The sequence below is a fragment of the Flavobacterium algoriphilum genome (assembly GCF_048158655.1).
Taxonomy (GTDB): domain Bacteria; phylum Bacteroidota; class Bacteroidia; order Flavobacteriales; family Flavobacteriaceae; genus Flavobacterium; species Flavobacterium algoriphilum.
This window is the reverse complement of the sequence record NZ_JBLNKY010000001.1, coordinates 1,036,259-1,061,559: the sequence shown is the minus strand read 5'-3', so window position 1 is coordinate 1,061,559 and position 25,301 is coordinate 1,036,259. Positions and strand designations below refer to the sequence as shown.

18 protein-coding genes and 2 tRNA genes are annotated in these 25,301 nt (G+C 33.9%); 9 read left to right on the top strand and 11 right to left on the bottom strand.

Annotated features, from left to right (window positions below):
- The first annotated feature begins 90 nt into the window (after positions 1–90).
- Together ACM55G_RS04525 and ACM55G_RS04520 are read left to right on the top strand one after the other, a co-directional pair.
- A complete protein-coding gene (locus tag ACM55G_RS04525) occupies positions 91–1,335 on the top strand; it encodes a 3-deoxy-D-manno-octulosonic acid transferase (RefSeq protein WP_416842782.1) in 1,245 nt (414 codons plus the stop codon).
- Between the two features lie 343 nt (positions 1,336–1,678).
- The gene (locus ACM55G_RS04520; protein WP_416842713.1) at positions 1,679–1,921 is read left to right on the top strand and encodes a PG1828 family lipoprotein; all 243 of its coding nucleotides are present in this window, start codon (positions 1,679–1,681) and stop codon (positions 1,919–1,921) included.
- Positions 1,922–2,045: 124 nt separating this feature from the next.
- On the opposite strand, the gene ACM55G_RS04515 is transcribed toward ACM55G_RS04520, so the two are convergent.
- From ACM55G_RS04515 to mutS, 4 genes are all read right to left on the bottom strand, one after another.
- The gene (locus ACM55G_RS04515) at positions 2,046–2,393 is read right to left on the bottom strand and encodes a DUF1508 domain-containing protein (RefSeq protein WP_416842712.1); all 348 of its coding nucleotides are present in this window, start codon (positions 2,391–2,393) and stop codon (positions 2,046–2,048) included.
- Positions 2,394–2,947: 554 nt separating this feature from the next.
- Positions 2,948–3,033: transfer RNA gene (locus tag ACM55G_RS04510), tRNA-Leu, on the bottom strand.
- Between the two features lie 12 nt (positions 3,034–3,045).
- Positions 3,046–3,121, bottom strand: a tRNA-Gly gene (locus ACM55G_RS04505).
- Between the two features lie 148 nt (positions 3,122–3,269).
- A complete protein-coding gene (gene mutS / locus ACM55G_RS04500) occupies positions 3,270–5,876 on the bottom strand; it encodes a DNA mismatch repair protein MutS (protein ID WP_416842711.1) in 2,607 nt (868 codons plus the stop codon).
- Between the two features lie 159 nt (positions 5,877–6,035).
- Between mutS and ACM55G_RS04495 the strand changes: the two genes are divergently transcribed.
- The 3 genes from ACM55G_RS04495 (at position 6,036) to ACM55G_RS04485 (ending at position 11,581) form a co-directional block, all read left to right on the top strand.
- Positions 6,036–6,491: a DUF1573 domain-containing protein gene (locus tag ACM55G_RS04495; RefSeq protein WP_416842710.1), complete on the top strand. Its 456-nt coding sequence runs from the start codon at positions 6,036–6,038 to the stop codon at positions 6,489–6,491.
- A 76-nt stretch (positions 6,492–6,567) separates the two neighbouring features.
- Complete coding sequence (locus tag ACM55G_RS04490) at positions 6,568–7,104, top strand: RNA methyltransferase (protein ID WP_416842709.1); 537 nt, start codon at positions 6,568–6,570, stop codon at positions 7,102–7,104.
- 46 nt (positions 7,105–7,150) lie between these two features.
- On the top strand, positions 7,151–11,581 hold the full coding sequence (locus tag ACM55G_RS04485; RefSeq protein WP_416842708.1) for a T9SS type B sorting domain-containing protein: 4,431 nt from the start codon (positions 7,151–7,153) through the stop codon (positions 11,579–11,581).
- Between the two features lie 16 nt (positions 11,582–11,597).
- On the opposite strand, the gene folK is transcribed toward ACM55G_RS04485, so the two are convergent.
- Entirely contained in the window at positions 11,598–12,731 is a 1,134-nt protein-coding gene (folK, locus tag ACM55G_RS04480) for a 2-amino-4-hydroxy-6-hydroxymethyldihydropteridine diphosphokinase (RefSeq protein ID WP_416842707.1), read from the bottom strand.
- Positions 12,732–12,868: 137 nt separating this feature from the next.
- On the opposite strand from folK, the gene sppA reads away from it, so the two are divergent.
- Positions 12,869–14,629: a signal peptide peptidase SppA gene (sppA, locus tag ACM55G_RS04475; protein ID WP_416842706.1), complete on the top strand. Its 1,761-nt coding sequence runs from the start codon at positions 12,869–12,871 to the stop codon at positions 14,627–14,629.
- A gap of 183 nt (positions 14,630–14,812) precedes the next feature.
- Positions 14,813–17,425, top strand: coding sequence for an AsmA-like C-terminal region-containing protein (locus tag ACM55G_RS04470; RefSeq protein ID WP_416842705.1), 2,613 nt, complete (start codon positions 14,813–14,815; stop codon positions 17,423–17,425).
- A 196-nt stretch (positions 17,426–17,621) separates the two neighbouring features.
- On the opposite strand, the gene ACM55G_RS04465 is transcribed toward ACM55G_RS04470, so the two are convergent.
- Complete coding sequence (locus tag ACM55G_RS04465; protein ID WP_416842704.1) at positions 17,622–18,416, bottom strand: DUF2797 domain-containing protein; 795 nt, start codon at positions 18,414–18,416, stop codon at positions 17,622–17,624.
- A gap of 203 nt (positions 18,417–18,619) precedes the next feature.
- On the opposite strand from ACM55G_RS04465, the gene ACM55G_RS04460 reads away from it, so the two are divergent.
- Positions 18,620–20,143, top strand: a complete 1,524-nt coding sequence (locus ACM55G_RS04460; protein ID WP_416842703.1) for a GH3 auxin-responsive promoter family protein — start codon at positions 18,620–18,622, stop codon at positions 20,141–20,143.
- Positions 20,144–20,151: 8 nt separating this feature from the next.
- A complete protein-coding gene (locus ACM55G_RS04455) occupies positions 20,152–20,301 on the top strand; it encodes a hypothetical protein (protein ID WP_416842702.1) in 150 nt (49 codons plus the stop codon).
- Between the two features lie 57 nt (positions 20,302–20,358).
- Here the strand turns inward: ACM55G_RS04455 and serB are convergent, their stop codons facing one another.
- From serB to clpP, 5 genes are all read right to left on the bottom strand, one after another.
- Entirely contained in the window at positions 20,359–21,597 is a 1,239-nt protein-coding gene (serB, locus tag ACM55G_RS04450) for a phosphoserine phosphatase SerB (protein WP_416842701.1), read from the bottom strand.
- Positions 21,598–21,897: 300 nt separating this feature from the next.
- The gene (locus tag ACM55G_RS04445; protein WP_416842700.1) at positions 21,898–22,332 is read right to left on the bottom strand and encodes a VOC family protein; all 435 of its coding nucleotides are present in this window, start codon (positions 22,330–22,332) and stop codon (positions 21,898–21,900) included.
- A 23-nt stretch (positions 22,333–22,355) separates the two neighbouring features.
- A complete protein-coding gene (locus tag ACM55G_RS04440) occupies positions 22,356–22,796 on the bottom strand; it encodes an SRPBCC family protein (protein WP_416842699.1) in 441 nt (146 codons plus the stop codon).
- Between the two features lie 264 nt (positions 22,797–23,060).
- Entirely contained in the window at positions 23,061–24,293 is a 1,233-nt protein-coding gene (clpX, locus tag ACM55G_RS04435; protein WP_416842698.1) for an ATP-dependent Clp protease ATP-binding subunit ClpX, read from the bottom strand.
- Between the two features lie 76 nt (positions 24,294–24,369).
- The gene (gene clpP / locus ACM55G_RS04430; RefSeq protein WP_416842697.1) at positions 24,370–25,044 is read right to left on the bottom strand and encodes an ATP-dependent Clp endopeptidase proteolytic subunit ClpP; all 675 of its coding nucleotides are present in this window, start codon (positions 25,042–25,044) and stop codon (positions 24,370–24,372) included.
- Positions 25,045–25,301 lie beyond the last annotated feature (257 nt).

Below are 25,301 nucleotides of genomic sequence, written 5' to 3'. Positions count from 1 at the left end.
AAAAATGGGTTCCTGACAGCCAAAATTTAAATATTTCTTTCGAAAGAAATTAATATAAAGAAAACGTATTTTAGCCACAAAATTTCAATGATGCTTTTTCTTTATAATCTTATTATTCTAATTGCTGGTTTTTCATTAAAAATCATAGCATATTTCAGTCCCAAAATCAAACTTTTTGTTGAAGGTCGTAAAGTTATTTTTCCTACTTTAGAACAAAAAATAAAACCTTCTGATAAAACAATTTGGTTCCACGCTGCCTCGTTGGGCGAATATGAACAAGGATTGCCTGTTATTGAAAAAATAAAAGAAAAATTTCCATTACATAAAATTGTGGTTACCTTTTTCTCGCCTTCGGGATATGAAGTTCGTAAAAACAATACCGCTGCTGATCTCACAGTTTATTTGCCTTTAGACACTAAAAAAAATGCACAAGAGTTTTTGAAACTTGTTCATCCGGATTTAGTTTTTTTCATCAAATATGAATACTGGCTGAATTATTTGAACGAACTCAAGAAACAGAATATACCAACTTATTTAGTTTCAGGAATTTTAAGAGAGGATCAAATGTTCTTTAAATGGTACGGTGGCTTTTATAGAAAAGCCCTCTATACGTTCACTTATTTTTTTGTTCAAAATGAAAACTCCAAAAAATTATTACTGCAATTAAACAAAACCAATGCAGCAGTTTCGGGAGATACTCGTTTTGACAGAGTTGCTGCAATTTTAGAAAAAGACAACACTTTGGATTTCATTGCTAATTTTAAAAACGATACTTTAACTGTTGTAATTGGTAGTTCTTGGCCAAAAGATGAAAATTTATTAGTCGATTTTATAAATTCGAATAATTACAATGTCAAATTTATAATAGCACCACATAACATAAAAGACGAACAAATTCAACAGTTAAAAAATAGCATTACCAAGAAAACCCTTCTTTTTTCTGAAAAGGAAAATGCTGCTCTTGCTGAATATGATGTTCTGATTATTAATACCATTGGGATTCTGACTAAAATATACAGTTATGCCGATATTGCGTATGTAGGTGGTGGCTTTGGAAATCCTGGTGTGCATAACATCCTTGAACCGGCTACTTTTGGCGTGCCAATAGTTATAGGGCCAAACTATTCCCATTTTGCCGAAGCGACTGCTTTGATGAATCTGGAAGGCTGCATTTCTGTTTCCAATAAAAAGGAACTTGATTTTGCTTTAACAAACTTAATCCTAAACGAGATAGAACGACATGAAAGAGGACATATTTGCAGCACTTTTGTACAAATGAACAAAGGCGCTACTAATGTGATTATAAATACCATTTCAAGTTTTGAAACACGCTAATATTTGAATACTTTTTTTATAAAAACCATTTCTTAACCGTATATTAATCTAAATATTTTTTTTATAAAAATATACCCATTATTTAAGCAATATTTTCATAACTTCCTGTAAGAAGCATTGATACTATTCAAAATTGGATTATAAAAAAGTTTGTAAGAGTATCGTTCATTAAATTAGTAATACTATATTTCACTTGGTTAGCCTTCTGGCATAATAGTTGGTGTAAATGAGAAAGTTGACGAAAAATATTATTTTTTAAAAAAAAAATAAAAAAATATTTTACATATTAAAAAATTTATATCTTTGCCACGAATTAATAATTAACCTTTTATAATAAAGTAAGATGAAAAAAGTATTTTTAAGTTTAGCTGTTGTTGCTGTTTTAACTGTTGTATCATGTAAAAAAGCTGACGCTCCTGCTGGTGACGCTGCTGTAATTGACTCTGCTGCTGTAGTTGTTGATTCTGCTGCTGCTGTAGTTGATTCTGCTGCTGTAGTTGTTGATTCTGCTGCTGCTGTAGCTACTGAAGCTGCTGCAACTGCAACTGACGCTGCAAAAACTGCAACTGACGCTGCAAAAAAATAATTAGAACTCAAATTCTAAAAATTTTAAAGCCATCCCGTTTAACGAGATGGCTTTTTTAATTATTTATAGTAGTGTTTTTTTTTTAAAGCCTATGATAAATAACAAAAAAATTGTTTTCTAAATCTTAATCAGAGAAAACAAAATCATTCTCCGAAAAATCTAATGTTTCCGATTTTGAACCGTAAAGCACAATTTCATTTATTCCTTTTTGCAGGCGCAACGAAGTGGTATATTTTCTACTTGTCGCAAAATGATTCCCTCCTGACATTAATTTAAAAAAGTATTTCCCATTAGAAGACTTAAACTTAAAAAAATCAGCTGATGCAATGTCTTGTTTAAACTTTTCAATATCTTCTTCACACTCAAACTTAAGTTCATAACTTAAACTAGTAAAAATAATTTTTCCTTTTCTAGAAGTAAAAACAAATTTATACGCGTCATTATTTCTTTTACTAATCACAAAAGCCCCCATAATACATCTTTAAATACACCGAATCATTAAAAACCAACTTTCACCAACAACATGCTTCCCTTTACCCATGCCACGATAAAAACACCACAATAGCAGCTATTTAAATTGACATTCTAAAATTAAAATAGATTTGTTATAAAATAAAAAAAAAAGCGCCAAACATAATTTGAAGCTTTTCAGTACTCAGAACCGTTCCGAAGACACGGAGCTGAATCCGTTTGAAAATTATATTTTATTTTGTACCTAATAAAAGACCCGGATTAACTATGCCTTTCTCCAAAAAACTCTAGACTTGATTCTTTTCAAAAATTTTTCTAATCCTTAAGCTTTCACACTAAATTCACACTATAAATTTAAGCTAACTTCCATGATAATCCTTTTACAGTAAACGCTTATTATAAAACCCTGATTATGTTCACCCAGTCTTTTCTGCACATCATCCGTAGCTCCTACCTAGTATCAGTCTAATTTTTTAGAATAAATCATATAAATAAAATAGATTTAAAAAATTGTTTAATAAAAAAAGCTCCAAACATAGTTTGAAGCTTTTTTAGTACTCAGAGCGGGACTTGAACCCGCACGAACATTGCTGTTCACTGGATTTTAAGTCCAGCGTGTCTACCAATTTCACCATCCGAGCAGTATGTGGTGTTGGAGCGAAAAACGGGGCTCGAACCCGCGACCTCGACCTTGGCAAGGTCGCGCTCTACCAACTGAGCTATTTTCGCATTTTCAATTCTTAAAAAGAACCGCAATACTTGTTCTGTATTGCGGATGCAAATTTAGGACATTTATTGAATTACACAAGCCTTTTTTATAAAAAAATTACAGATAAAAGTTAACTTTCTGATAACGTAAACTTTAAAACAAAATAAATTATTTTCGAGTCAGCATTCTTTTAATTTCATTTAGCTTCATCAACGCTTCCATAGGCGTAATGGTATTTATATCTAAACTTATAATCTCTTCTTTAATCTCCTCCAACAAAGGATCGTCCAGATTAAAGAAACTCATTTGCATTTCGTCTTTTGCAGCTTTAATTCCATTCAGCGCTTCACTGGAATGATTTTTTTCTAATTTTTTAAGAAGCTTCTGTGCTTTCAAAATTACAATTTGAGGCATTCCGGCCATTTTAGCAACATGTATTCCAAAACTATGCGCACTTCCTCCTTTTACTAATTTTCGAATAAAAAGCACGGTATCTTTCAATTCTTTGACAGCAACATTATAATTCTGAATCCTTGGCAGCGATTCACTCATTTCATTCAACTCGTGATAATGCGTTGCAAATAATGTTTTAGGCTTTGAAGGATGTTCGTGTAAGAACTCTGCAATTGCCCAAGCAATTGAAATTCCGTCATATGTACTCGTTCCTCTACCAATTTCATCCAACAGCACCAAACTTCTATCGGAAATATTGTTCAAGATTGAAGCCGTTTCATTCATTTCGACCATAAAGGTAGATTCTCCCATCGAAATGTTATCACTTGCTCCTACTCTGGTGAATATTTTATCTACAATCCCCATTCTCACGCTTTCAGCAGGAACAAAACTTCCCATTTGAGCCAAGAGTACAATCAATGCGGTTTGACGCAAAATAGCCGACTTTCCAGACATATTGGGTCCCGTAATCATAATCAATTGTTGGGTTTCACGATCCAAGAAAACATCATTGGCAATATAAGGCATTCCAACCGGCAATTGTTTTTCGATAACCGGGTGTCTTCCGTTTTTGATTTCCAGTTCGAATGTTTGGTCCAGTTCCGGACAAACATATTTATTTTCGATAGCCAATTGCGTGAAAGAACACAAACAATCCAATTGCGCTACTAAATTTGCATTCATTTGAACCGGCTTGATATAAGTGGCAATCCAACTCACCAATTGTTCAAACAACTCTACTTCTATCTTATGAATTTTTTCTTCAGCACCAAGGATTTTAGTTTCATATTCTTTTAATTCCTCCGTAATATAACGCTCTGCATTGACCAAAGTTTGCTTTCGAATCCATTCAGTAGGAACTTTATCTTTGTGCAAGTTTCTAACTTCGATATAATATCCAAAAACATTATTAAAGGAAATTTTCAAAGAAGAGATTCCTGTCAATTGTGATTCTCTTTTTTCTATTCCTTCCAAGAATTCTTTTCCTGAAGTTGAAATCGCCCGTAAATCATCTAACTCAGCATTGATTCCTTTGGCAATAGCATTTCCTTTGGCAATAGCCACGGGAGCATCTGGATTTAAAACAGTTTTAATTTTTTCACGCAATAATTCACAACTGTGCAAACTGTCACCAATTACTTTTACTGCTTCTTGCGGACTTTCTAAAGCCAAGGTTTTTATCGGAATAATAGCGTCTAATGATTCTTTTAAATAAATCACTTCACGGGGCGATACTTTTCCGGCAGCAATTTTTGAAATCAAACGCTCTAAATCTGAGATTTGCTTAATTTGATTCTGAATGTTCTTTAAAACCTCTTGGTTTTCTTTTAAATACGAAACAACCTGATGACGGCTTTTTATTTTATTACTGTCTTTTAACGGCAAAGCCAGCCATCTTTTTAACAAACGCCCACCCATTGGCGAAAGCGTTTTATCAATCACATCGAGAAGCGTCACCGCGTTTGGATTATAACTGTGATACAATTCCAGATTTCGAATTGTAAATCGGTCCATCCAGACATAAGCATCTTCGGCGATACGCTGGATAGCAGTTATATGTTGTACTCTATTATGCTGCGTTTCGGATAAATAATACAAAATTGCTCCCGAAGCTATTGTCCCTTCTTTCAACTCTTCTATTCCAAAGCCTTTTAAGGAAACGGTTTGGAAATGTTTTGTTAAGGTTTCGAATGCATAATCTTCTTTATAAATCCAATCTTCTAAGTAAAAACTATGATAGTCATCTCCGAAAATTTCTCGAAAATCATTTTTATTATTTTTTGGAATTAAAACTTCGCTTGGATTGAAATTCTGCAATAACTTATCAATATATTCTGCATTTCCTTGCGCTGTAAGAAACTCCCCAGTAGAAACATCCAAAAATGAAATCCCTATTGATTTATTGGCAAAGAAAACAGAGGCTAAAAAGTTATTGGTTTTAGATTGTAAAACCTCATCATTCATAGAGACCCCAGGAGTTACTAGCTCCGTAACACCTCGTTTCACAATGGTTTTGGTCATTTTTGGATCTTCGAGCTGATCACAAATAGCGACACGAAGTCCCGCTTTGACTAGTTTTGGTAAATACGTATTTATAGAATGATGCGGAAAACCTGCCAGTGCAGTCTCCGTTTCTGAACCTGCCCCTCTTTTGGTCAATGTTATTCCGAGAATTTTTGAAGCACGTACGGCATCCTCTCCAAAAGTTTCATAAAAATCCCCTACTCTAAACAACAAACACGCATCCGGATATTTCCTTTTGATCTCATTATATTGCTTCATTAAAGGCGTTTCTTTAACCGTTTTCTCTTTAGATGCCAAGTTATTTTATATTTAAAAAATGAAAAAAATGTGTCAGCGAATTTAAATATTTTAATGCGAATAAGTAACACTTCAAAAAATTAAATTTTTTAAGAAAAAATTAAGCTAATGGCATGATTTTTTCTTTAAATTTGTTTAACTAATTAAAAAAACAAGAAAATGAAAAAAATAGTTACACTAGCGTTATTATTAGTATTAGGGCTTACAGTTTCTAATGCACAAGAGACATCAAAGGTTACAAAAAAAATAAAAGCGACAACTGCTAAAGCTTCAAATTCAAAAGTAGATGGTGCAGGAATGGTATTTGTAACTGAAGTTATTGATTACGGAACAATTGCACACAATGCAGATGGAAAACGTGAATTTGTTTTTACTAATAATGGTAACAAGCCATTAATTATTACAAATACTCAAGGTTCATGCGGATGTACTGTTCCAACTACTCCAAAAGAGCCAATTGCTCCTGGGGCAAAAGGTATTATTGGGGTTAAATATGCTACTGATAGAATCGGTGCATTTACAAAAACTGTAACTGTAACTTCAAATGCGGCTGGACAACCAACTAAAGTTCTTACAATAAAGGGAACCGTTTTAGGAGATGATGCAAAAAGCTAAATTCTACATTAATTTATAATAAAAAAGCTTCCCTAACTTAGGAAGCTTTTTTTATTGAAGTAAAATCCAAAAATATATGAGAAAACTGGAAAACAGCGAACTCGAAAGAAAAACTATAGAAGCTTTTAAAGAATCGGAAAAAACACCCCTTATTTTAGTGTTAGACGACATTAGAAGTTTACATAATATCGGTTCCGTATTTAGAACCGCTGATGCTTTTTTAATAGAAAAAATATACTTGTGCGGCATAACAGCAACACCTCCAAACAAAGAAATCCATAAAACAGCACTTGGCGCCACCGAAACTGTGACTTGGGAACATAACGACAGCGTTCTTGAAGTTATTGAAAAATTAAAAAAAGAAAATATTACCACACTTGCTATCGAACAAGTAGAAAGCGCGATTTTTCTTCAAGATTTTGAAGTTAAAAAAAATAAAAAATACGCTTTAGTTTTTGGAAACGAAGTGTATGGTGTTTCTCAGGAAGCTGTGGCATTATGCGATGGATGTATCGAAATTCCACAATTAGGGACCAAACATTCATTAAATATTTCGGTAAGTGCAGGGATTGTGGTTTGGGATTTATTCAAAAAAATGAGTTCTAATTTGTAGATTTGTTAAAATTCGAATTCATCCTATTTCTTTTTTCGATTATTTTATGAAAAAAATACTCTTTATCGTTTTACTATTCTCTAATTTTTTTGGGTATGCTCAATATACTGCAATTCCAGATGTGAATTTTGAAAAAGCATTGATTAGAGAGGGCATTGATACCGGTACACCCGATGGAAAGGTACTAACTATTAATGTAAACGGAGTAACTTCTCTCAAAGTTAATAGTGGCGCAATTGTAGATTTAACTGGCATTCAGGATTTTGTAGGTTTGTTAGGTTTAACTTGTTCTTTTAATCAATTAACGAAATTAGATATTTCAAAAAACATTTTATTACAAAGTTTAGATTGTAGTGATAATAAATTGACTATTATAGATTTATCTAATAATAAGGATTTACAATTTATAGATTGTGGAAATAATCTGCTAACCAATTTAGACTTTTCCAAACATACAGTTTTAACTAATTTATATTGCCATTCTAATAGGTTGACGGTTCTAGATGTTTCTAAAAACATTAAATTACTTTTATTGGTTTGCGGATCAAATAAAGTAGCCAATTTGGATGTGTCGAAAAACACCAATTTACAAGTTTTCTCCTGTTATAATAACCAGATAACCGATTTAGATTTATCAAATAATAAAAATTTGGTAGCTTTGAATTGCAATATTAACCAATTGTCAACTTTAAATTTAAAAAACGGCAATAACACAAAGCTTACAAGTATTAGTTTGATAAACAATCCCAATCTTGCTTGCATACTAGTAGATAACAAAGCATATTCTGACCTCAATTGGCCAAACAAAGACGCTTTCGCCAGTTATTCTCAAAACTGTAGCAAAGCCTCTAATGCCGCCCCAATAATTACGGCAACAGGAAATCAAATCTATTGCCCTCAAACCAATATAAAAATCGTAACTGATCTTAAAATAACTAATCAAGATGACACTAGTACTGATGCCATTTATATTCAAATTTCATCAGGCTATATTAACGGACAAGACCAATTAACATTAGCCGACCCAAGTTCACACCCAACAATTATGACAATTTGGGATATTACTTCAGGAAAATTAAAATTATACAGTCCTACAGGAATACCAATATCCTATACCGACTTTATATCAGCAATTAAAGATGTACAATTTTACAATTCATCAGCTTCACCTTCTGGAATTCGTAATTTTTCGATTACCATAGGCCAAGCCAATTATTTGCCTAGAAATAAACATTTTTATCGATATATCTCTAGTCCGGGAATCTATTGGACAGATGCAAAAATAGCAGCCGAATCCCCAGTAAATTATTATTACGGATTACAGGGTTATTTAGCAACCTTAACCGCTGCTGATGAAGCACAATTGGCAGGAGCACAAGCTCCAGGAAATGGTTGGATTGGAGGAAGTGATTCTGAAACAGAAGGAATGTGGAAATGGGTTACGGGTCCAGAAACAGGAACTATTTTTTGGAACGGAGCTGCAAATGGCTCCACAACGAATTTTGCTTTTTGGAATACAAATGAACCAAACAACTCTAACAACAATGAAGATTACGCTCATATTACCGCTCCTGGAATTGGAATTCCAGGATCTTGGAACGATCTACAATTAGCGGGTGATTCATCCGGAAATTATCAATCAAAAGGTTATATCGTCGAATATGGCGGAATGGTAACAGGAGATGTTCATAATATTCATATCTCAGCAAGTACTACAATAACAATCGCAAAAATTACAACGACAACACCAAGCCCTTTTTGTGCTTCAGCGACATGTACACTTCAAGCAAGTTCTACAACTGGAACAATAAACTGGTATGATACTGTAACAAATGGAGTTTCTCTTGGGACTGGCAATAGTTTTACGACTCCACCACTTTATACCACGACAACCTATTATATTGATAACGGCTGTACTCCGAGAACTCCAATTATAGTAACTGTAAATCCATTGCCGATTGCAAATCCGGTAATAATTCCTAGACAATGTGATGACAATCAAGATGGAATATTCACTTTTAATACTGCTTCTCTTGAGACAACTTTATTAGGAAATCAAACAAACATAACCGTTTCTTATTTTGACCAAAACAATAATCCGCTAAAAGATTCAAACGGAAATTTGATAACTAGTCCCTTTCCGGCTAGTTTCACAACAACATCACAAACCATAAAAGCTGTTTTGACAAACAACTATTCTTTATACTGTTCTAACGAAACAACTATTAATTTTATCGTAGATGATTTATCCGAAGCTTTTGCCGTTCCTGGATCCTTAACCACAACTTGTGATAACGAACCAAACCCATTAAATCAAGATGGTAAATTTGCTTTTGACACTGCTACATTTGAAGCTTCCATTCTAAAAGGACAAACAGGAATGACAGTTAAATATTTTGATGATAATGGATATCCATTATCAAGTCCACTCCCAAATCCATTTGTAACTGCAACTCAAAATATTTTAGTAACAGTAACAAATACAGCAAACACAAATTGCACCGCAACTACAACTTTGAATTTTGTTGTTAATCCTTTGCCAATTGTCAACGATGTAACAATTATTCAATGCGATACTGACTTGATTCCTGACGGAAAGACTCTTTTTAATTTGACCGTAAATAACAACCTAATTTCCAAAAATTATACCAATGAACTTTTCACTTATTATACTTCACAATCAGGAGCTAATAGTGGTCTTACAACCGATTTAATTTCAAATGATTTGGCATTCGAAAATACAACAGCATCGACAATGAATGTTTGGGCGAGAGTTAGCAAAAATACTGGTTGTTTTAGCCTTGCCAAATTAACATTAAAAGTTCCTGCTACTAATCTTCTTTCAACTTATAAAATCACAGTTCCTCCTGTTTGCGATGATTTTTTAGACGCTATTAACAATAACAGAGACGGAATTGCAACTTTTGATTTCTCTTGGACGAAAGCCACAATACAAAGTCAACTCCCCATAAATCAAGTTTACACTATAAACTATTACAGAAACCAGGCTGATGCCTTAGCCGAACTCAATGTAATTGCGGATATTTCAAATTACAGGAATATTGGTTATCGCGATTCTCAAGATATTTGGGTACGGGTTGAAAGTAGTCTAGATAACGCTTGCGTTGGTTTAGGGCCTTACATTACTTTAAAAGTCGAAGCTTTACCTATTGCTAGTTCAGTTATAATTCCAAGACAATGTGATGACAATCAAGATGGAATATTCATTTTTGACACTAGTACCCTTGAATCGAAATTATTAAAAGGACAAATGCTTACTAATGTTACTGTTACTTATTTTGACCAAAACAATAATCCGTTGCCAAGTCCGTTTCCGAATACTTTCACAACCGCTTCTCAAACTATAAAAGCCGTTGTAACTAATAGAACAACTTTAAAATGTTATGACGAAACAAGCATTCCTTTTATTGTAGACATTTCACCTAAGGCATTTGCAATCTCCCCTGCCTTAACTACAGTTTGCGATGATGAAGCAGATCCTTTGAATCAAGACGGAAAATTTGCATTCGACACTTCAACATTCGAAGCCATTATTCTAGGCCGACAAACCGGAATGACGGTGACTTATTCTTTACAAAACGGAACTGTACTTTCAAATTTTTCACCCACTTTTACAACAGGAACTCAAAACATCACTGCAACAGTAATAAATACACTAAACACTTCTTGCACTACCACCACAACTTTAAATTTTGTTGTTAATCCAATACCGAAAATTAACTTGAATGCCAATGGTAGTGAAAATGAATTGGTTTGTTCTAATCTTCCCCGTTTTTTTGTAACACTTGATGCTGGAATTCAGGATGGGTCTCCAACAGGCAATTACACTTACATTTGGTCAAAAGACGAAACTATCTTGATTGGCGAAATAGCCCCAATTCTTTCAGTAAACGCCGAAGGAAATTATGCTGTCGAAGTAACAAATAGTTCAGGTTGCAGTAGAATTAGAATCATAAAAGTTACCGCTTCGGATTTGGCACATATCAAAAGTATTGATATTGTAGATTTGACCGATATAAATACAGTAACTGTAGAAGTAACAGGAAAAGGGAAATATGAATATAGTTTAAACGAACCTAGTGGATTTTGGCAAGACTCAAATTTTTTTGACAAAGTACCCGCAGGGATTCACGAAATTTTCATCAAAGACAAAAATGGCTGCGGCATAATTAGCAAAACTATTGCCGTTATAGGCGCACCAAAATTCTTTACGCCAAACAATGACGGTTATAATGATTATTGGAGTGTAAAAGGAGTGAATGAAACGTTCAATACCAAATCAATAATCTACATTTTTGACCGTTACGGAAAACTCGTCAAACAATGGGTTCCCAATTTAAACCAGGGTTGGGATGGTACTTTTAATAGCAATCCTTTACCAGCAGATGATTATTGGTTTACCTTAAAATTAGAAGATGGCAGAGAAGCAAAAGGTCATTTTTCTTTAAAAAGATAACTATTTCTAATTTCTATTAACTGATTTTCTGCTGAATTTGATCTAAAATATAAAGATAATCGGCTTGATTTTTTACAAAGTCCCGATTAGACACATCAATAATCAAAACATTTAGTTCCGTTTGTGATTTAATATAGTCAAGATATCCGTTATTAATTTTATCCAAATATTCTGCTGGAATTTTCTGTTCGTAGCTTCTGCCTCTCTTTTTAATATTTTGTAAAAGACGCTCTGAATTTTGGTACAAATAAATATACAAATCTGGTTTCGGCATTTCTCTGTAAATGATATCAAACAAGTTCCGATACAAACGGTATTCATCTTCGGCCAGTGTTATTTTGGCAAAAATCAAAGACTTAAAAATATGATAATCGGCTACCAAAAAGTCTTTGAACAAGTCAAATTGAGCTAAATCATCTGATAATTGTTGATATCTGTCGGCGAGAAATGACATTTCAAGCGGAAAAGCGTATCGATTTTGATCTTTATAAAATTTAGGCAAAAATGGATTGTCTGCAAAGCGTTCTAAAACTGTTTTTGCATTAAAATCCTCGGCAATTTTCATAGCCAAGGTTGTCTTTCCTGCTCCAATATTCCCTTCAAAAGCCACATAATTAAATTGTTCCAAAGTAATATTTCGCAAAGGACTTTCTAAATCTTGTACTACTTTACAAACGCTTTGATCTGGAGAAATTTCAAGTAATTCCGATATTGTTTTTTTTAGAATAGGATGTTTCCAATCTAAATTCAAATCCTGAATGGGCAACAAAACAAATTTTCTATTTTGCATTAATGGATGTGGAATCTGAAGTTTTTCGGTTTCAATAATTGCTGAATCGAAAGCAATCAAATCAATATCTATAATTCTAGATTGATACCCTAATTCTTCACTACGAATGCGTCCCAATCGTTTTTCAATTTTCAAAACCTGAGCCAGAATTTTATTAGCAGCGCTAAAGGTGTGAATCACTAATGCACAATTATAGAATGCATCACTGTCAAAACCCCAAGATGGTGTTTCATATAACCTAGAAACTTTGATTACCGTTCCCACTTCCCGGTGAAGCAATTGCAAGCAACGCTCGATATTTTCTAATCGGTTTCCTTGATTGCTTCCTATCGATAAAATAACTTGATGCTGTGATTTCATATTAAGCACAAATTAACTAAAAGAATTTTAGAATAGAAGTATCTTTGCAAAGAGTGTTGATAACTAATTCTAGAATAATAAAACCTAAAATTTGTAACAATTCAACCTCTTTTTAGACTTATTAAAAAAATATAAATATGAAGTTTTTAGGAAATGTGTTGGCGACCATCATAGGTATTTTCATCTTTTTTATGCTGTCCTTTTTTGGAATATTAATTATAGGAGCCATTTTTGGAGGTGAATCGGAAGGAATTAGCGTAAAAAATAATTCAGTTATCGAATTAAATTTAGAAGACATAAAAAATGATTATGCCGGCAAATTCAAAGATCCTTGGGTTACCATTTTTTCTGATGGAAAAAACATAGGTCTTACTGATATCATCAGTGCTCTTGAAGAAGCAAAAACAGACGATGATATTAAAGGAATTTCTATTTTGAATGACGAATCCCAATTAGGAATGGCCCAAAGTAAAGCTTTGAGAGATGCTTTAGAGGATTTTAAAAAATCAGGTAAATTTGTAATGGCTTATGCCAATTCGTATTCACAGAAAGAATATTATTTAAATTCAGTAGCCAAACCTATTTATTTAAATCCTGTAGGGGAAATGGATTTTAAAGGATTGTCTGCCGAAATTTTGTTTTTTAAAGATTTTCAGGAAAAATCAGGTGTTAAAATGGAAGTTATTCGTCATGGAAAATACAAAAGTGCCGTTGAACCTTTTCTAGAAGATAAAATGAGCGATGCTAACAGAGAACAAACTTCCGCTTTATTGAATTCTATTTGGAATTCTGTTGTAACAGAAATTTCAAAAAGCAGAAATGTCTCGATCGCAAAACTTAACGAAATTGCAAACGGACTTTTGGCAAGAACTCCTCAAATGGCAAAAAAAGAAGGTTTAGTCGATATTGTGGCTTACGAAGATGTGTACCATAATGCGATTAAAAATCTATTAAAAGTAGAAAAAGACGAAGAGTATAACAAAGTATCTATTTTGGATTATGCTAAAAAAGTAGCGACTACTTCAAAAAACACCGATGCCAATGACAAAATTGCTGTTATTTATGCTCAAGGCGAAATTCGTAGCGGGGAAGGTGATGTAGATGTTATAGGGGAAGGATCGATGCGTCGTTCCTTACAAGAAGCCCGAAAAGACAAGAACATAAAAGCCATTGTACTTAGAATCAATAGTCCCGGTGGAAGTGCTTTAACATCCGATTTGATATGGAGAGAAGTTGAATTAACTAAAAAAGTGAAACCCGTTGTAGTTTCGATGGGGAATTACGCCGCTTCAGGAGGGTATTATATTGCTTGCAACGCAAATAAAATTTTTGCCGAAAACAACACCATTACCGGTTCAATAGGTGTTTTTGGGATATTACCTAATTTCAGTCAACTGACAAAGAAAATCGGGATAAATGTAGAACAAGTAAAAACACATAAAAATGCTGCTAAATATAGTCCTTTTGTCCCTTTAGATGAAAAATTAAAAGCAGTTACCCTCGAAGAGATTGAACATATTTATAAAACTTTTGTTACGCATGTCGCACAGGGAAGAAAAATGACCTTTGCACAAGTGGACGCTATCGCACAAGGAAGAGTTTGGGCAGGTTCTGAGGCAGTTAAAATTGGACTTGTAGACAAAATTGGAGGCTTGAATGATGCAATTCATGAAGCTGCTGTTTTAGCAAAAACAAACACTTACTCCACACAAAACTATCCTGAATACGAAAAAGACTTCAATGCTCTTTTAGCTAATCTGCCATTTGGTAAGTCTAAAGAATCTTTTATTAAGGAAGAAATTGGGGAAGAAAACTATAAAATAATAGAAGAAGTAAAAAGATTTCAATCTGAGAAAGGCGTTCAAGCCATCATGCCTTTTGAAATTAATATTAAATAAATAGTATAATATCTAATAGAAAATCCGTTTAAGCTCAAACTTAAACGGATTTTTTTTACAAAGAAAAAGGGCGTATTTCGTTATTTATGAAAACATTACAAATGTCTTAAATTATAATCCGTTATTTTTGTGGGAAGAAGGTACCATTTTTGATAAACTTATAAAATCTTAAGAAAGAAAATTATGCTAAAGAAAATTTTAAAAATCATTGGGATCCTAATTGTCCTACTTGCAGCAGCTTTATTTGCCATTCCCTATTTTTTTAAAGATCAAATAAAAGCCAAAATTGCCACAGCTATCAATGAAAAAGTAGATGCTAAAGTCTCATTTTCAGATGCCGATTTGAGTTTATTCAAAAATTTCCCAAACGCGAATGTAACTCTCGATAAGTTAGTCATTATTAACAAAGCCCCTTTTGAAGGCGACACTCTAGTTTCATTTGGCGAGCTGAATTTAAAAATGTCTATCACAGAGCTTTTTAAAGGTAAAAACGAAGCGATGAATATTGACGGAATAACTTCAAAAAATGGGTTAATCAATATCATATTCAATAAAGACGGAATAGGGAATTATGACATTGCACTGAAAGATAAAAACACTAACGATGATGGTAAAAGCAGCCCTTTATCGTTAAAAATTCAAAATTATAAAATAGAAAATTTCAAGTTCAGGTATTTCGACCAAAGTTCAAAAATCAAAATGGTAATTGATAGTTTAAACCACGAAGGAACCGGAGATTTTGCCGCAAAAAAAATGGATTTGGTTACCAAGTCAACAGCAAAAGTCACGCTGGACATGGATAAAATCAATTATATGAAAGATATCGCTTTGACTTTAGACGCCGTTTTGGGTATTGATTTAGAAAAAAGTAAATATACTTTTAAACAAAACAAAGTACTGGTCAATCAATTGCCATTAGAATTTGATGGGTTTATTCAAATGGTGGAAGCGGGTCAACAATATGATTTGAAATTCAAAACACCAACGTCTTCTTTCAAAAATTTCTTGGGCGTTATTCCGGCGGCTTATGCGGCAAGTTTGGACAATGTGAAAACAACTGGTGATTTTTCCGTTATGGGTTTTGCAAAAGGATTGTATTCTGACACTACTGTTCCGAAATTCAATATTCAAATTGCATCAAACAATGCTTCATTTCAATATCCTAATTTACCAAAATCGGTTCAAAACATTGTTATTGACACTAAAATAATAAATGAAACAGGAATTCTGAACGATACGTATGTCAACCTTGAAAAGCTTTCTTTCAAAATAGATCAGGATGTTTTCAATACTAAAGCCAATATTAAAAATATAACTCAAAATGCAATTGTCGATGCGGCTTTAAAAGGAACCATCAACTTGGCTAATCTTTCCAAAGCGTATCCTATAAAGTTAGACAAGCCTTTATCCGGAATTTTAAACGCGGATGTAACGACAAAATTTGATATGCAATCCGTAGAGAAAAGTCAATATCAAAATATTAATAATGCAGGAACGATGAGTTTGTCCGGTTTCAACTATGTAGATGAAAACGGCAAAACAATGAACATTAGCAATGCCTTAGTTCAGTTTAATCCGAGTCAGGTGAATTTGAAGGAGCTTAATGCAACAACGGGTAAAAGCGACATAAGTGTAACGGGAGTTCTAGAGAATTTTTACGGGTTTATTTTTAGAAACCAAGAATTAAGAGGAAACTTCAACATGAATTCTAAGCAATTAGCTGTAGATGATTTTATGACAACTAGCAAAGAAACTAAAACTGTCACTAAAAAAGCGGAAGCGATGAAGATTCCAGCTTTCTTAAATTGTACGCTTACCGCAAAAGCGACTACGGTTTTATATGATAATTTGACCTTGAAAGATGTTTCTGGAAAATTGATTGTAAAGGATGAAAAAGTAACTTTGGAAAACGTAAAAACATCAATTTTTGGAGGAACAATTGGTGTAAATGGAGCCGTTTCCACAAAAGGAAAAACGCCAGTTTTCAATATGAATCTGAATTTAAACCAAGTGGATATTGCGCAATCTTTTACGGAACTTGATATGTTGAAAAAAATTGCACCAATTGCAGGAATTATCAATGGTAAGTTAAATTCCAACATCAAATTGAACGGAAATCTTGACGCAACCGAACTAACTCCTGATTTGAAAACACTGACCGGAGATTTATTGGGCCAGCTACTTTCAACCACTATAAATTCGAGTAATTCAACTTTGCTAACGGCTTTAGGCTCTAATCTAAAGTTCATTGATATAAGTAAAATCAATTTAAATGATTTGAAAGCAGCCATTACGTTCAAAGACGGAAAAGTGAATGTAAAACCATTTAACATCAAATACCAAGATATTAAAGCTACAATTGGCGGTTCTCATGGTTTTGATCAAAGTATGAATTACAATATCAAATTTGATGTTCCAGCCAAATATCTAGGTTCCGAAGCCAATGCATTAATTGCTAAATTGTCTCCTGCTGATGCTGCTAAATTGGAAAATTTTCCTATAAATGCCATTTTAACCGGAAACTTCACCAATCCAAAAATATCAACAGATATAAATAGTGCCGTTACCAAGTTAACAACTCAATTAGTGAATCAACAAAAGGATCGCTTAGTAAAACAAGGAACTTCGGCTTTAACTGATTATATCAATAAAAACAAGAAACCGAGCGATACCGCAAAAACAGCAACTCCTACAACAAAGGAAGAAACTACGAATGCTGTAAAAACCAAAGCCACCGATTTATTAAATGGATTGTTTAAAAAGAAAAAAACAGAAGAACCCAAGACAACACCTTAAACTATTTCCAGACAATATCAATAAGTCAAGGATAAAGCGACAAATTTGATTGCAGATTTTTGATTAACGATTCTTGATTTCAGGTGTGTAAGATCTGTAAAGCGATGGTTTTTATTTACTATCACAAAAATCTGAAATCGAGAATCGCTACTCTTCAATCAAAAATCCTTAACTTTAAGACAAATAGGCGTTCGCTTTATACATTAATCGTCACCACATATCCTTCAGAACCGCGGATATTGAAAACTGTTCCATCTTCAAAAAGAAGGTATTGCCCTTTTATTCCAGTGAGTATTCCTTGAAAATGAGGTGTTTTATCTAAACTCAAACTATTTACTTTATTAGGATAGTGCAAAACGGGATAATCCATTTCATATAAATCATTTTTTTGCGAATAGAAATACTCCTGAACTTCTGTTGGTATTAGATGCTCCACTTTCAATCTTTCAGTGATTAAATCGATTTGCTCGACATTATTAGTAAGCATTTTACGCCAATTAGTTTTATCGGCATAATGATTTTTCAAAGCTACCTCAGTAATCCCGGCCAAATACCTGTTTGGAACTTCCACAATCGAAATCGCTTGGGTTGCGCCCTGATCAATCCAACGGGTTGGCATTTGAGTCTTCCTTGTCACCCCTACTTTTACTTCGCTCGACAAAGCCAAATACACAATATGCGGCTGCAACTGAACCTTTTCTTCGTATACCAAATCCCGATCTTGAATTCCAAGATGGGCCGTACTCAATTCGGGTTTCATAATCCAGTCTCCCACAGCAGCACTTGAATAAAAACAATTATAGCAAAATCCTTGACGGAATATCTTTTTCTTCTTTGCGCAATTCAAACATTTGTGTCCTACAAAATTAATTTCGATGTTTTTATTCAACAACTGATTCAAATTCAAAAAACTATTCTCAAAAACTAAATAATATTGAATTGGGTTTCCAAATTCAGTCTGCATTTTTGTAAGTACACCTTCGTAAGTCATTGCGATTTTAGATTGTTGATTACCGATTTATGAGTTTAAATCTTTACTATAATATAGAATTGTTTTTTATAAAAAAACACTATTTTTGATACTTTGACAAAGTTAGCATTTGTCCATCGATATTCAAATCTTAAATTTCAGTCTTTTTCCGATAGAAAAAAAATCTGAAATCTAAAATCGTTAATCAACAATCTGAAATCTATATGCCTTTAACCATAATCAATTCGTTTGCCTCTTGGGTTCTGAAACAACGCATCCATCAGATCGAACTTTTCTTAAAATACCCGAACGAGGTTCAGGAAGAATTGCTTATGAATTTAATTCAGTCATCAAAAAACACTGTTTTAGGCAAAGAATATGATTATGCTTCGATACATTCCTATGCCACTTTTGCTGATCGAATTCCTATTTCTACTTATGAAGAATTACAACCGCTGATTGAGAGAACACGTAAAGGCGAACAAAATGTTATTTGGGAAACCCCTATAAAATGGTTTGCAAAATCTAGCGGAACAACGAATGCCAAAAGTAAATTTATTCCGGTAAGCAATGAAGCCCTGGAAGATTGCCATTATAAAGGAAGTAAGGATTTGTTGTGTTTGTACTTAAATAACAATGAAGAATCAGAACTTTTTCTTGGAAAAAGTCTTCGCCTTGGCGGAAGCTCACAAATCTATGAAGATAACAATACGTTTTTTGGCGACTTGTCAGCAATATTAATAGAAAATATGCCTATTTGGGCTGAGTTTAGCAGCACGCCAAGCAGTAAAATTTCACTAATGAGTGAATGGGAAACAAAAATCGCAGCCATTATAAACGAAACGAAAAACGAAAATGTAACCAGTTTTGCCGGCGTTCCTTCGTGGATGTTAGTTTTAATGAATAAAATGCTGGAGGAAACCGGAAAAGGAAATTTATTCGAAATCTGGCCCAATCTCGAAGTGTATTTTCATGGCGGCGTAAATTTTGAACCGTATCGAGAACAGTATAAAAAAATACTCCCGACAAAAGATTTTAAATATTACGAAATATACAATGCCTCCGAAGGATTTTTTGCCATACAGGATTTAAATTATTCCAGTGAATTATTATTAATGCTGGATTACGGAATTTTCTATGAATTTATTTCTATGGATACTTTTGGGACACCAGATCAAAAAATTATTCGTTTGACCGATGTAGAACTATTCAAAAACTACGCATTAGTGATTACTACCAATTCCGGTTTATGGCGCTATTTGATAGGAGACACAGTACGTTTCACCTCATTGAATCCATACCGAATACGGGTTACGGGTAGAACCAAACATCATATCAATGTTTTTGGTGAAGAATTGATGGTCGAAAATACGGATCAGGCTATTGCCAAAGCCTGTAAAATGACCCAAATGGAAGTAGTTGATTATACCGTTGCTCCTGTATTTATGAATGGGAAAGAAAAAGGTGCCCATGAGTGGATGATTGAATTTAAAATCAATCCTACTGATGTATCTCAATTTCAGAAAGCACTGGATGAATCCATACAATCCTTAAATTCTGATTACGAAGCGAAACGATACAATAACATGACGCTAAATCCGTTAGTAATTAATATAGCCCGGAAAAATTTATTTTATGACTGGCTAAAAGGAAAAAACAAACTGGGTGGGCAACATAAAATTCCAAGATTATCAAACCAAAGAGATTATTTGGAACAATTGAAAAGCATGCAGTTTCAAACAGCATAAAAGTAAAGATGAAAAATACCTTTTACATCTTGATAACACTAGTTTTTCTGTATTCCTGCGGACCGCACAGAATGCGTTGTGGAGCTAGAGGAATTTGTAAATCTCCCGAAAAACAAACATTGGAAAAACCTGAAAAAACACCTACCATCAAGGCATAAAAAAGGCTGCCAAAAATTACTTTTTTAGACAGCCTCTTTTTGCATTATCATTTGCACCTACTCCTCATCCATCATATCAATATGCCTGTCGTGGTAGCCTAATAGGTATAAAACACCGTCGAGACCTAAGCTAGAGATTGAAGTAGCTGCATTTTCTTTAACTGTTGGTTTGGCATGAAAAGCGATTCCTAAACCAGCCAGGTTCAACATCGGTAAATCATTTGCACCATCACCCACAGCAATGGTTTGATTGATATTAATTCCTTCTTTTTCCGCAATAGCTTTCAGATATTCGGCTTTCTTTTGACCATCAACAATTTCACCCAAATATTTTCCCGTCAATTTACCGTCTATAATCTCCAATTCATTGGCATGAACGTAATCAATCCCTAATTCCTTTTGCAAATAATGTCCAAAGTAGGTGAATCCACCCGATAAAATAGCGGTTTTATATCCGTAATATTTTAAGGCCTTCATCAAGCGATGCGCTCCCTGGGTTATGGGAAGATTTTCAGCAACTGTTTGTAGCACATCTTCACTTAGGCCTTCTAACAAAGCCATACGTTGTTTAAAACTTTCACTAAAATCAATTTCGCCATTCATAGCCGATTCAGTAATGGCTCTAACTTCTTCGCCTACACCTGCTAATTCTGCTAATTCATCAATTACTTCCGTTTGAATTAAGGTAGAATCCATATCAAAACACACCAAACGTCTGTTTCTTCTATACATATTGTCTTCTTGGAAAGAGATATCCACATCTAGGGTTCTGGAAATTTCCATAAAACTAGCTGTCATTGACGTTTTATCAACAATATTGCCCGTTACAGATAATTGTACGCAAGAACGAGGATATTCTTCTTTTTCAACCACAGAAATCCTTCCGGTTAATCTTATAATAGAATCAATATTTAAATTTTGGTCTGACATTATTTTGGTCACAGCCGCCAATTGTACAGCTGTTAATGTTTCTCCCAAAACATTGATGATGTAGCGTTGTTTGCGTTGTGCTTTTACCCAAATTTCGTAATCCGGTATAGAAATTGGAATAAAGTTAACCTTGATCCCCAATTCATAGGCTTTGAACAATAAATCTTTCAAAACAGGCGCCGAACTAGACCCTGCTTGTATTTCAAATAAAATACCCAAAGAGAGCGTATCATGGATATCGGCTTGACCAATATCTAAAATAATGGCATCATAAGTCGCTAATATGGATGTTAAACCAGCTGTTACTCCTGGTTTATCCTGACCAGAAACTTTTAACAAAATAATCTCTTTATCTTCTATTGCCATTTTTATTACTATTGATTTACAAGGCGCAAAAATCGACAATCTATTGCTTATAAAAAAGAATATCCCGTATTTTTTCACAAAGAGAAAAGGGAAGTTTGAATTCCTCACCCCAACCCTCTCCAAAGGAGAGTAAGCCGAAACTGGGTTAAAGTTCTCTTTAATGATGTTGCTTTATCAGCAAGACTCTAGATTAGAATAACCATATTGCCCATAAAAAAACCTGTTCAAATAAATGAACAGGTTTATATTTATGAGAAAAACACAATTCACGAGTACACCAGAATTTGTTTTTAATGCTAATTATTTTTCATTTTCATCAAAATTCATCATCCAATTGATTCCAAATTTATCCACAAACATTCCAAAATAAGCGCCCCAAAAGGTTTGATTCATTGGCATCGTTACCGTTCCTCCTACCGAAAGTCCGTTAAACAATTCATCAGCTTCTTCTTTACTCTTAGCATTGATTGAAAGTGAAACGTTTTGTCCAAAAGCAACTTCCCCACTTGCTGAATTACTGTCGCTTCCCATTAATACTGATCCATCACCTATTGGCAATGTAACATGCATGATTTTATTTCCATCAGCTTCAGAAAGCACGGGATTCCCTTCTGCTGGTGGCATATCTTTAAACTTTCCAATATAAGAGAATTCACCACCAAATACAGATTGATAGAATAGGAATGCTTCTTCGCAATTTCCATTAAAAATTAAATACGGGTTAATTGACGCCATAATAGTATTTTAAGATTAATATATTATTTTACTTCTGAAAGTTTCTTTACCAAATCTAACGCTTTTGGCCATGTCGTTTTGAAATAATCGATATACTTTTCGACTGAATCCATTTTAGCTTCTAAAACTGTCCCAGCATTATTTTCTGTCAAACGATAGGTTTCCATAGCACCTGACCATTCTTGAGTCGCATCATCAGCAGGCATTTCTTGAAAATTTTTGATTTCACTCAAATGTTTAAAAGCCATGTATTCATTATCAATTTTCTTGTAAATAATGCTGTTCATTCCGTCTCCGTTTGGAGATAAAAAATGAATTTTACTGCCTTCTTTCCAATCGCTTACTGCATAACTCCCTTCACAAAAAACAGAGGTCCATTGTTTATATGTTCCTTCATTCCATAAAACGTCCCAAACTTTTTCTTTTGGAGCATTTATCTCGATTTTAAATTCCAATGTTGCCATTTTGTGTTTTTTTAAGTTGCTATAGTTTGAACGTATTTTTTATAGTTATCCAAAATTGCCTACCAACCTTAATTTGTAATACTTCAGAATTTTCTATTTCGGAGCCAAAATTTTCAACTATAAATTTACAAATTATTTAAACTCCGTTTTGATTTTATAATCAAAAAAAAAAGGACTTTGAAGAAGTAGCAGAAAAAATAATTCATAAAAAAAACCTGTTCAAATTAATGAACAGGTTTAGTATTTATGAGAAAAATAGAATCTTTATGATGCAATCTCCAAACGTTTCAATAAATTTTTATTCAACGTTTCTTTTGCATAATCTACGTCAATTTCTAATATTTTTTCATCAGAACTTGGTAATTCATACATCGCGTCAGTTAAGATAGCTTCGCATAAAGAACGCAATCCACGAGCTCCTAATTTGTATTCTAGTGCTTTATCAACAATAAAATCCAATGCTGCATTTGTAATGGTAAATTCAACATCGTCCATTAAAAACAACTTCTCGTATTGCTTGATTAACGCATTTTTAGGTTGTGTTAATATTGCACGCAAAGTTTCTCTGTCTAAAGGATCCATGTGTGTCAAAACTGGCAAACGACCAATAATCTCCGGAATCAATCCAAAATCTTTGATGTCCTTTGGAATAATGTATTGCAACAAATTGTCTTTGTCAATATTGTCCACATTTTTAGAAGTAGAATAACCTACGGCTTGACGGTTCAATCGTTTCGAAATAATTCGTTCGATTCCATCAAAAGCACCACCGGCGATAAACAAAATATTTTGTGTATTTACCTCTACAAATTTTTGGTCCGGGTGCTTGCGTCCTCCTTTTGGTGGCACATTCACAACGGTTCCTTCCAATAATTTCAATAATGCTTGCTGCACACCTTCCCCAGAAACGTCACGCGTAATAGACGGATTATCACTTTTACGTGCAATTTTATCTATTTCGTCAATGAATACAATTCCACGTTCGGCTTTGGCCACATCATAATCAGCAGCTTGAAGTAGGCGTGTCAAAATACTTTCGACATCTTCCCCAACATAACCTGCTTCTGTTAAAACGGTCGCATCAACAATAGCCAAAGGCACATCCAACATTTTTGCAATGGTTTTAGCCACCAATGTTTTTCCTGTTCCTGTTTGTCCTACCATGATGATGTTGCTTTTTTCAATCTCCACCTCATCGTCCAATTGCTGTTGCATCAAACGTTTGTAGTGATTGTAAACCGCAACCGACATTACTTTTTTAGTTTGGTCCTGTCCAATTACATATTGATCCAAGAACGCCCTGATTTCTTTTGGTTTTTTCAAAATCAAATCTCCAACCAGTTTTGAACTTCCGCTGGATTTCAATTCTTCTAAAACAATTCCGTGTGCTTGTTCAATACATTTATCACAAATATGTGCATTGATACCAGCAATCAACAAATTGGTTTCTGGCTTTTTTCTTCCACAAAACGAACACTCTAATACTACTTTTGCCATTTTTTTTAGTTCTCAGTCGCAGTTTGCAGTCGCAGTTACAATACTGTAAACTGTGACTGCAAACTGAATACTAAATTTATCCTCTTACTAAAACTTCATCAATCATTCCGTATGCTTTTGCTTCTTCGGCAATCATCCAATAATCACGTTCGCTATCGTTATGCACTTTCTCGAAAGTTTGGCCGGAGTGATGAGAGATAATTTTGTATAATTCATCTTTCAATTTCAACATTTCACGTAAGTTGATTTCCATATCGGTAGCAACTCCTTGCGCTCCGCCTGATGGTTGGTGAATCATTACTCGTGAATGTGGCAATGCCGAACGTTTTCCTGCAGCACCTGCACACAACAACACTGCTCCCATAGAAGCTGCCATTCCGGTACAAATTGTCGCTACATCTGGTTTGATGTATTGCATCGTGTCATAAATTCCCAATCCTGCGTAAACGCTTCCTCCAGGAGAATTCAAATAAATTTGAATATCTTTTGAAGCATCAGCACTTTCAAGGAACAATAACTGTGCCTGAACGATATTTGCAATTTGGTCATCAATTCCTGTTCCCAAGAATATAATTCGGTCCATCATCAGTCTGGAGAAAACGTCTAATTGTGAAATATTCAACTGACGTTCTTCAATGATATATGGAGTCATGTTTTTAGGAGTCATTGCACCTACGATTTTATCGTAATACATGGAGTTTACGCCGTGGTCCTTTGTAGCAAACTTTTTAAATTCTTTACCGTAGTTCATATTTTTTTGTTCTAAGTTTTACGTTATTATCTTCTAATTCCATTTAATGCAAAGGTCATACCTCTTTACAAATGATGTCAATATGTCTTATTTTTTAGCCCAGATAAAAGTGAAAAGCTTTTTGAATTCCGTTTTTTAGTTTTTTTATGCTTGCAAAGCGACTGGAAGAAGCTCTTGTAAGCATAAAAAAAACTTAAACGGAAGAAAAAACTTGCAACGGATAGCTGGATTAGCTCCTGAAATTAATTCAAATAAAA